The 8864-nt window shown below is 52.4% G+C and carries 10 protein-coding genes; all 10 read left to right on the top strand.

Going from position 1 to position 8864, the window contains the following annotated elements:
- Positions 1 to 199: 199 nt before the first annotated feature.
- The 10 genes from ruvC (at position 200) to ACTQ3V_RS06710 (ending at position 8857) form a co-directional block, all read left to right on the top strand.
- The gene (ruvC, locus tag ACTQ3V_RS06755; RefSeq protein WP_441466835.1) at positions 200 to 694 is read left to right on the top strand and encodes a crossover junction endodeoxyribonuclease RuvC; all 495 of its coding nucleotides are present in this window, start codon (positions 200 to 202) and stop codon (positions 692 to 694) included.
- The gene (ruvA, locus tag ACTQ3V_RS06750) at positions 695 to 1303 is read left to right on the top strand and encodes a Holliday junction branch migration protein RuvA (protein WP_441466834.1); all 609 of its coding nucleotides are present in this window, start codon (positions 695 to 697) and stop codon (positions 1301 to 1303) included.
- 12 nt (positions 1304 to 1315) lie between these two features.
- Positions 1316 to 2356 carry a Holliday junction branch migration DNA helicase RuvB gene (gene ruvB, locus ACTQ3V_RS06745; RefSeq protein WP_441466833.1) on the top strand — a complete coding sequence of 347 codons (1041 nt, stop codon included), beginning with the start codon at positions 1316 to 1318 and terminating at the stop codon, positions 2354 to 2356.
- Positions 2357 to 2393: 37 nt separating this feature from the next.
- Positions 2394 to 3746: a phosphoglucosamine mutase gene (gene glmM / locus ACTQ3V_RS06740; protein ID WP_441466832.1), complete on the top strand. Its 1353-nt coding sequence runs from the start codon at positions 2394 to 2396 to the stop codon at positions 3744 to 3746.
- 307 nt (positions 3747 to 4053) lie between these two features.
- Positions 4054 to 5898, top strand: a complete 1845-nt coding sequence (gene glmS, locus ACTQ3V_RS06735; protein WP_441466831.1) for a glutamine--fructose-6-phosphate transaminase (isomerizing) — start codon at positions 4054 to 4056, stop codon at positions 5896 to 5898.
- A gap of 116 nt (positions 5899 to 6014) precedes the next feature.
- Complete coding sequence (locus tag ACTQ3V_RS06730) at positions 6015 to 6632, top strand: sigma-70 family RNA polymerase sigma factor (RefSeq protein ID WP_441466830.1); 618 nt, start codon at positions 6015 to 6017, stop codon at positions 6630 to 6632.
- Between the two features lie 78 nt (positions 6633 to 6710).
- Positions 6711 to 6989: a zinc-ribbon domain containing protein gene (locus ACTQ3V_RS06725; RefSeq protein WP_441466829.1), complete on the top strand. Its 279-nt coding sequence runs from the start codon at positions 6711 to 6713 to the stop codon at positions 6987 to 6989.
- 155 nt (positions 6990 to 7144) lie between these two features.
- On the top strand, positions 7145 to 7345 hold the full coding sequence (locus ACTQ3V_RS06720; RefSeq protein ID WP_125114563.1) for a DUF1858 domain-containing protein: 201 nt from the start codon (positions 7145 to 7147) through the stop codon (positions 7343 to 7345).
- A 49-nt stretch (positions 7346 to 7394) separates the two neighbouring features.
- Positions 7395 to 8084, top strand: coding sequence for a tRNA (adenine(22)-N(1))-methyltransferase (locus tag ACTQ3V_RS06715; RefSeq protein ID WP_441466828.1), 690 nt, complete (start codon positions 7395 to 7397; stop codon positions 8082 to 8084).
- Entirely contained in the window at positions 8081 to 8857 is a 777-nt protein-coding gene (locus tag ACTQ3V_RS06710; protein WP_441466827.1) for a Nif3-like dinuclear metal center hexameric protein, read from the top strand. The genes ACTQ3V_RS06715 and ACTQ3V_RS06710 overlap by 4 nt, the downstream gene beginning before the upstream one ends.
- Positions 8858 to 8864: the final 7 nt, after the last annotated feature.

Here is an 8864-nt window from a genome sequence, read left to right as displayed (position 1 = left end):
GATATGGCCCCCTCTCGTCAAGTTAAGTGTAGCAACTCAACTTTAACCGATGAGGCCTTATCCTTCATCCCTTTTTTATTCAACTGTCCAAGATGTATTGTACTCCTACAATGGGAGAATGCCTCATATGGCAAATCAGGTTGCATACTACGTAGATTTATGGTAAAATATCTTAGTTATAGAGCAGAGGTTTGCGTTTATGACGATTCTTGGCATCGATCCGGGGTACGGCACCATAGGTTACGGTGTGGTACGGTTTGACAATATGAAATTTACGCCTGTACAATATGGCGCGGCAACTACCAAACCCGGTATGCCGATGCATCTGCGCTTGTGTGAGATATATGATGATATTGGGACGCTGGTGGATACCTTTCATCCGGACGAAGTTGCCATAGAGGAACTGTTCTTTTCCAAAAACATCACAACCGGTATTCAGGTTGCGCAGGCGCGCGGAGTCATCCTGTTGGCACTGGCGCAGAAAGGCCTGCATCCGGTTTCTTATACGCCGAATCAGGTGAAAATGGCCGTGGTTGGCTATGGAAATGCGGAGAAAAAACAGATGATGGAGATGACTAAAAATATTCTGCATCTGACCAAGTTGCCGCGGCCGGACGACGCAGCGGATGCGCTTGCTCTGGCTATTTGCCATGGTCATTCCAGACAGGCAATGCGATATGAGGGTTTGCTGTAAATGTTTTATTATGTAGATGGTACGGTTACCGTGCTCGAACAGGGCCTTGCTGTAATTGATTGCGGTGGCGTAGGTTATGCCTGCCATGCGTCGCAAAACACAATTGGCAAGCTGAAAATCGGCGCGCATGCGCGCCTGCTCACCTATTTGAATGTGCGTGAGGATATTTTTGAACTATATGGCTTCATCGATGAGGAAGAACAATCATGCTTTAAGATGATGCTCGGCGTGTCCGGTGTCGGGCCGAAGGCAGCGCTGTCCATTTTGTCGGTCGCACCGCCGGACAGGCTGGCTTTGTCTATCATCACCGGGGACGAAAAGATGCTGATGCAGGCCCCGGGTATCGGCAAGAAAATTGCCCAGCGCATTGTGCTTGAGTTGCGGGATAAAATGAGCAAGGAGCAGTTGGAAACTGCATCAGCGGCTTCCCCAATGGCCGCGACAGCCACTTCCGGCGGCGTTAACCATACACAGGAGGCGGTAGCTGCATTAATGGTGCTGGGATACAGCCAGGCAGAGGCACTGCACGCGATGGAAGGGCTGGATACCGCGCAGATGGCGGCAGAGGAAATCATCCGTCAGTGCCTGAAAAAGCTGGTCAAACAGTAAGGGAGTGTTCCTTTGAGTATAGAATTTTCCGGCGGGATGGCGGACGACGAGCGTATCATTTCTACGCGGCAGCTTTCCGAGGATGAGACCGAAAATTCCCTGCGTCCGAAAACCATGGCAGATTATGTCGGGCAGACCAAGGCGAAGGAAAATTTAAGCGTATATATTGAAGCGGCGAAGATGCGTGGGGAATCGCTCGACCATACGTTGCTGTATGGCCCGCCCGGCCTTGGTAAGACGACGCTGGCGGGCATTATCGCCAGTGAGATGGGTGTCAATATCCGCGTTACGAGCGGTCCGGCAATCGAAAAAGCGGGAGATTTGGCGGCTTTATTGACAAATCTTTCGGAAAATGATATTTTGTTTATCGATGAGATTCATCGCCTTGACCGGGCGGTAGAGGAAATTCTCTATCCCGCGATGGAGGATTACGCGCTCGATATTATCATTGGCAAGGGGCCGTCGGCCCGCTCGATTCGCATCGATCTGCCACGCTTTACGCTTATCGGCGCGACGACGCGCGCAGGACAGATGACCAGTCCTTTGCGCGACCGCTTCGGCGTTATGCTTCGTTTGGAGTTATATTCGCCGGATGAGCTTTGCCAGATTGTAGAGCGTTCGGCCGGCATCCTGAATGTGCCGTGTGAGTATGAGGGCGCCTTTGAAATCGCACGCCGCAGCCGCGGAACACCGCGTATTGCCAATCGTCTGCTGCGTCGAGTGCGTGATTTTGCGCAGGTGCGCGGCACAGGCACGATTGATAAAGCCAGCGCGGACATGGCGCTGCGTGCGCTTGAAATTGATGAGCTTGGGCTGGACAACGTGGATCGGCGGATGCTCAAAAGCATTATGCTTAATTACGGGGGAGGCCCGGTTGGATTGGATACGCTGGCCGCGACGATTGGCGAGGAAGCAATTACGCTGGAGGATGTTTACGAGCCGTATCTGATGCAGATTGGCTTTCTCAGCCGCACTCCGCGTGGACGATGCGTTACAGTGCAGGCGTATCGTCATATGAATATGGAACCGACGGACGGGCAGCAGATGCTGTGAAGCCGCCGCTTAAAATAAGAAAGTTGGGTGTTTGATATTGGGTAAATATTTCGGAACAGACGGTGTTCGCGGTGTGGCAAATCTGGAGTTGGACGCACTGCTGGCCTTCAAGATCGGCGCTGCGGCGGCTTACGTACTGACGCAGGAGGCAACGCATACTGGTAAGGCCAAGCTGCTGATCGGAAAGGATACGCGCATTTCCTCGGATATGCTGGAGAACGCGCTGGTGGCCGGCATTTGTTCGGTTGGCGCGGATGTGGAGTTGCTCGGCGTTATTCCAACACCAGCGGTGGCTTTCCTGACTATCAAGCATAAGGCGGATGCGGGTATCGTTATTTCGGCAAGCCATAACTCTTTCGAGTACAACGGCATCAAGATCTTTGCAGGCAATGGCTATAAGCTGCCTGATGCAATCGAGGCGAAGATTGAAGATCTGATCGACGATTTTGAATCTATTCCGAAGATGACTCATGATAAATTAGGCCGCGTGCTCAAAAGCAAGATCGATCCGGTGGTGGAGTATACCGACCATCTGGCGGAAAGCATCAAGGGCGATCTGTCTGGGGTGCGTGTGGCGGTAGACTGTGCCAACGGTGCATCTTCGACCACGGTTGAGCGTCTGATGCGCCTTGTCGAATGCAAGGCGGAAATCCGGTTCTATGAGCCGGACGGTATCAACATCAACGATAATTGCGGTTCCACCCATTTGGAACAACTGAAAAAGCGTGTACGCAACGGAGATTTTGACTTGGGTGTTGCCTTTGACGGCGATGCGGATCGTTGTCTGATTGTCGATGAGACGGGCGAGGAGTTGGACGGCGATCGAATCATGGCGGTATGTGCAGCGCATATGAAGAAAGAAGGAAAGCTGCGCGGCGGCGCGTTTGTGGCAACCGTTCTGTCCAATATGGGCTTGCATGCCTATGCGGAAAAGAACGGCATGCGTATTGAGTGCTCCAACGTGGGTGACCGTTATGTGCTGGAAATGATGCTGCAAAAGGGTTATATTCTGGGTGGTGAGCAGTCCGGCCATGTGATTTTTCTGGAATATGCTTCAACGGGCGATGGTGAGCTGACAGCATTGCAGTTTATGTCAATCCTCAAGGCGAGCGGCAAGAAGTGTTCAGAAATCGCGGCAGAAGTCGTACCGTGGCCGCAGTTGATGATTAACGTCAAGGTGCCCAATGAAAAAAAAGCCACCTTGCAGGAACTGCCGGAGGTTAAAGCAGCGATTGATGAGGCATCAGCGGAACTGGCTGGAAACGGCCGCATTCTGGTGCGCCCCTCCGGTACAGAAGCATTGGTTCGCGTGATGGTGGAAGGAAAGGACAGCGATCAGGTGGATACTTTGGCAAAAAGGGTTGCCAAGGTCATCGAGTCTGTCGTATAATAGAAAAGAGCCAACAGGGGTGGATGTGGTTTTTGCATCCACCTTGTTTGTTTGAAGGAAGGTGAGAGCATATGGCGACAAGTGAATAGCGGATAAAGCGCCAGAACTGCGGTGCAGCCTGTATCGCAGTTGACGAGGAAAGGGTTAATCGAAGGCTTCGGCGGGTGCCCTTCGGCCATGAGTGGGTTGGTCGTGAGTAGACTGTTAAAACGTGCGGGTGACTGTGCGGACAGAGCAGTTCTGCATTACGCACTATTTTTATACCTTTTTTTAAAAATTCAGCTTCTTTTTTGGAGGATTTTCTTTTATGTGTGGAATTGTCGGTTTTACGGGGCGCGAAAATGCGCTGCCGATTTTGATTAAGGGTTTATATAGCTTGGAGTACCGCGGGTATGACTCTGCAGGTATCGCAGCGTTCACAAAGGATGGTTTGCGTGTGGTTAAAACACGCGGCCGAATTGCCAATCTGGAGGAAAAAATCCGTGAGGAGGGTGACTTGTATTGCACCTGCGGTATCGGACACACCCGTTGGGCAACGCATGGTGAGCCGTCCGATCGTAACTCGCATCCCCATTTGGGCGGACGCGACGGCATGGGCAAGGTGGCGGTTGTCCACAACGGTATTATTGAGAATTATAAGGAGCTGCGCGAGCGGCTGGAGGCGCACGGCTATACCTTCCAGTCGGAGACAGATACCGAGACGGTTGCGCATCTGGTGGATTATCTGCACACGGGTAAGCAAGAGGATTTGGCCAAAACTGTATTGGCTGCGGTGCAGCGTATTCGTGGATCGTATGCACTGGGTGTAGTGTCGATGGATAATCCGGAGGAAATCGTTGCAGCACGGCGCGATAATCCGCTTATTATCGGTGTGGGAGATGGTGAGAATATGATTGCGTCCGATATCACTGCGATTATCGGACGCACCAAGAATTATATTATTCTGGATGACAACGAAGTGGCCATTGTTCGACCGGATAGCGTTGTTGTGATGAACGAGTTTGGCGACGCAGTGGAAAAAGCTGTGCAGACCGTGAGCTGGGATATGTCTGCTGCAGAAAAGGGCGGCTATCAGCATTTCATGCTCAAGGAGATTATGGAGCAGCCCAAGGCGGTAGCTGACACTGTTAAGCCGCGTATCCAGAACAATGCAGTTGTGTTTGAAGATAACGGTTTGACCGATGAGCGCCTGCGGGATATTGAAAATATCCACATCGTTGGCTGTGGTTCGGCGCTGCACGCAGGTATGGTGGGAAAGCGTGTGATTGAGGCAATGTGCCGTATCCGCTGCACTGCGGAGGTCGCTTCCGAATTTCGATATGAGAATCCGATTATTGGTAAAAAAGATTTGTGCATTGTCATCAGCCAATCGGGTGAGACCGCGGATACGCTTGCGGCTATGCGCATGGCAAAGCAGGCGGGGGCGTTTACGGTTGCAATCGTCAATGTTATATCGTCTACCATCGCGCGCGAAGCGGACGGTGTGCTGTACACTTGGGCGGGGCCGGAAATTTCGGTTGCAACGACCAAGGCGTATTCCGCGCAGTTATCCGCACTGTATCTGATTTCCGTGAAAATCGCCCGTACGCGTGGCCTGATTTCCATTGGCGATGAGCGAGCATTGTGCGCGGAACTGCAGCGCCTGCCTGACTGTATTGAGAAGGCACTTGCGTGTCAAGAGGATATGCAGCGCATCGCTACATTGTACGCCAACCGGCCGAGCGTGTTCTTTCTGGGACGAGGGTTGGACTATGCGGCAGCGCTTGAAGCATCGCTCAAGCTCAAGGAGATTTCGTATATTCATTCGGAAGCGTATGCGGCGGGTGAGTTGAAGCACGGCACAATTTCTCTGATTGAGCAAGGGACGCTGGTTGTCGCGCTGGCGACGCAGCCGGCACTGTTTGAAAAAACCGTTTCCAATATTCGCGAGGTTGTGTCCCGCGGTGCTGTGGTTGTGCTTGTGACGACTGACGATTTTACCGGGGACGAATCGGTTTGCCAGCATATTATCCGCTTGCCGAAGTGTCTGTACGAATTTTCTGCTTCGCTTTCGATTATTCCGATGCAGCTTTTGGCATACTATGTTGCGGTGGAGCGAAATTGCGATGTCGATAAGCCCCGAAATTTGGCAAAATCAGTCACGGTTGAATAAATACAGGGAGATTAGGCAATCATCACAAAAATGAATCGGTTATTTTGGGGCAAAACAGTAGAATTAACAAAAATTTCTTGACATTTCCAGAAGTATCGCATATAATGAGTCTTGACATGAGAAATGGTTACAAAATGCTTTCATTCGCGCCGTTGTCCGATGAGACACTATGCCGTATGGCACAGCAGGGAGACGGTTCGGCGGCGGAGGACTTGGTCAAACGATATACCCGTCTGGTGAAAACCTGTGCGCGTCCTTATTTTCTGGTGGGGGCGGATGCAGAGGATTTGATGCAGGAGGGAATGCTTGGGCTGATGAAAGCAATGCGTGAATATGATGAGTCAAAGGGGGCACCGTTCGGAGCCTTTGCAAAGCTGTGCGTGATGCGGAAAATTTTTTCCGCGGTGCGCGCTGCCTCTTCACTCAAGCATGATCCGCTCAACCGTTCTGTGTCAATCGATCGACCTCTGTTTGAGGACCTTGCGGAATCGCACACCCGGGTTACGGCACCGATTGGTGATCCAGAATCGCTGGTGATCGGCAACGAGGAAAGGGAGGAGTTGATTCGTCGGCTCTACTCGCTGTTGTCTGAATTTGAGGCGAGGGTTTTGACATTGTTTCTGGACGGCTTATCCTATGAGGAGATGTCGGAAGCACTGCAAAAACCGATCAAGTCTGTGGATAATGCCATCCAGCGCATTAAGCGAAAATCGGCAGCTATCAAACCCCAATAGGCGTTTGCAGGCGGGAAGGCCTGTGCGCAATATAATTTCAGTTTCCCGAGGGAACGGTATCAAAGAGAGGTAAAAACCATGTACGAAGACAAGACTTTAGTATGCAAGGAATGCGGTAAGGAATTTGTGTTCACTGCAGGCGAGCAGGAGTTCTACGCAGAGCGCGGCTTCCAGAATGAGCCGCAGCGCTGCAAGACCTGCCGTGATGCGCGCAAGAATGCGGCTCGTGGCCCGCGTGAGTACTTCACCGCTACCTGTGCTGCTTGCGGCGGCGAGGCTCGTGTTCCGTTTGAACCCAAGTCTGACCGTCCGGTATATTGCAGCGAGTGCTTCGCGAAGATGCGCGAGCAGGGCTGAAAATAGTTGACAGAAGGGTGTCCGGCCGTATTGCCGGACACCCTTTGTGTATCTGCTGAGCCTATCAGAAAATGGTGTTTTTTTTAGATTTGTGATTGAAATATGTGTATTTTTGCGGTATACTGATAACTAATAAAAATATATGGAGGTCTATCATGGCTGCGATTACAAAAAAGACCACGATTGGCGAAGTGCTCAACCGCAATCTGGATACGGCAAAGTTTTTCATGGAAATTGGTATGCACTGTCTCGGCTGCCCCGCTTCTCAAGGTGAGAGCATTGAGGAAGCCTGCATGGTACACGGCACCAATGCAGATGAGCTGGTTGCGAAGCTGAACGCTTTTCTGGGTGAATAAGAGCAAAACCGGGCCGGCAAACGCCGGCTCTGTTTTTTTTGGGTGAAGTATGGAAAGTATGGTTTTAACGCCGCGGCTCGCTTGTCTGGCATCGCTTGTCCCGCAGGGGGCAAGACTTGCGGATATCGGCACGGATCATGGCAAACTGCCGGTGTCCTTACTGTTGGCAGGAAGAATTGCTGCCGCGATTGGTTCGGATATTGGTGAGGGTCCGCTGGCACATGCCGCGCGTAATGCGTCGGAACACGGAGTGTCCCTGTCTCTGCGGCTGGCTGCGGGTCTGGATGCTGTGCAGCCACAGGAATGTGATACGGTCAGCATTGCCGGAATGGGAGGACAGACTATCGCGGAAATATTGGCGGCTGCGCCCTGGTGTGAACGGGGAGAGCATTTGCTGTTATTGCAGCCGATGACAATGGTCTATGAGCTGCGGCAATGGCTATGGGCGCATGGCTACGTCATCGAGCGTGAAACACTGTGCCGAGAGGACCGGCGACAGTATGTGGTGCTGTCGGTCCGCGGTGGTGCAGAGAGCAAGCAGTTGCCATTGTGGCAGTGCGCATTTTCGCCTGCTTTACTGCGCGCAGATGGAGCGAAGGAATATTTACAGGCATTGCTGATGCGCGAAAACCGTGCGTTGGAAGGCATGCAGCGGGCAAGCGAAATGGACAAAGCGCGTGTGGATGCACAGCGCCGTCTGGTTTTGGAAATAAAACAGGCATTGGAGGGATTGCGATGAGTACGGTACAGGAAATCTTAACATTTTTGGAGGGCTTTGCGCCGCCGGAGCTGGCAGAGCATTGGGATAATGTAGGGCTGCTATGCGGCGACCGTCATCAGACGGTCACTGCGGCGCTGTGTGCGCTGGATATCACTGAGCAGGTAGTGGACGAGGCGGTGGAGTATGGTGCGCAGCTGATTGTGGCGCATCATCCGGCCATCTTCACCTCGGTTAGCCGTGTGACAACGGACGATTCGACCGGTCGCATATTGCGCGCGGCAATCAAGCACGATATTGCGCTCATCTGCATGCATACCAATGCGGATAGTGCGTGGGGGGGCGTCAATGATGCGCTGGCGGCTGCATTGTTTCTGACCAATGTGATCAACATGGAAGGAGGGGACAATCGTATGCTTGGTCGTGTGGGAGATTTGCCACGCGAAATGCAGCCGCGGGAATTTGCCGTCTATGTAAAAGAGTGCCTGCGTGCGGGCGGCGTTCGATTCTGTGATGGCGGTCATGCCATTCACCGCGTCGCAGTTGGCGGTGGTGCTTGCGGTAAGATGATGGATGATGCGCTGGCAAAGGGCGCAGATGCGTTCGTCATCGGAGATTGCAGCTATGATTTGATGCAGCGTGCACAGTCGTTGGGGCTGACGCTGGTCGACGCGGGACATTTTCCGACGGAAAACCCGATTGCTGCCGTTTTTGCCGAGCAGATTGTAGGTGCGTTCCCGCAGGTGCGGACCATGGTTTCCGAATGCCATGCCGACTGTATCCAATTTGTTTAAGGAAGGT

The sequence above is a fragment of the Candidatus Agathobaculum pullicola genome (genome assembly GCF_052117205.1).
GTDB classification, from domain to species: Bacteria; Bacillota; Clostridia; order Oscillospirales; family Butyricicoccaceae; genus Agathobaculum; species Agathobaculum pullicola.
The sequence above is the reverse complement of the archived record's forward strand: the minus strand, read 5'-3'. Positions and strand labels throughout refer to the sequence as shown.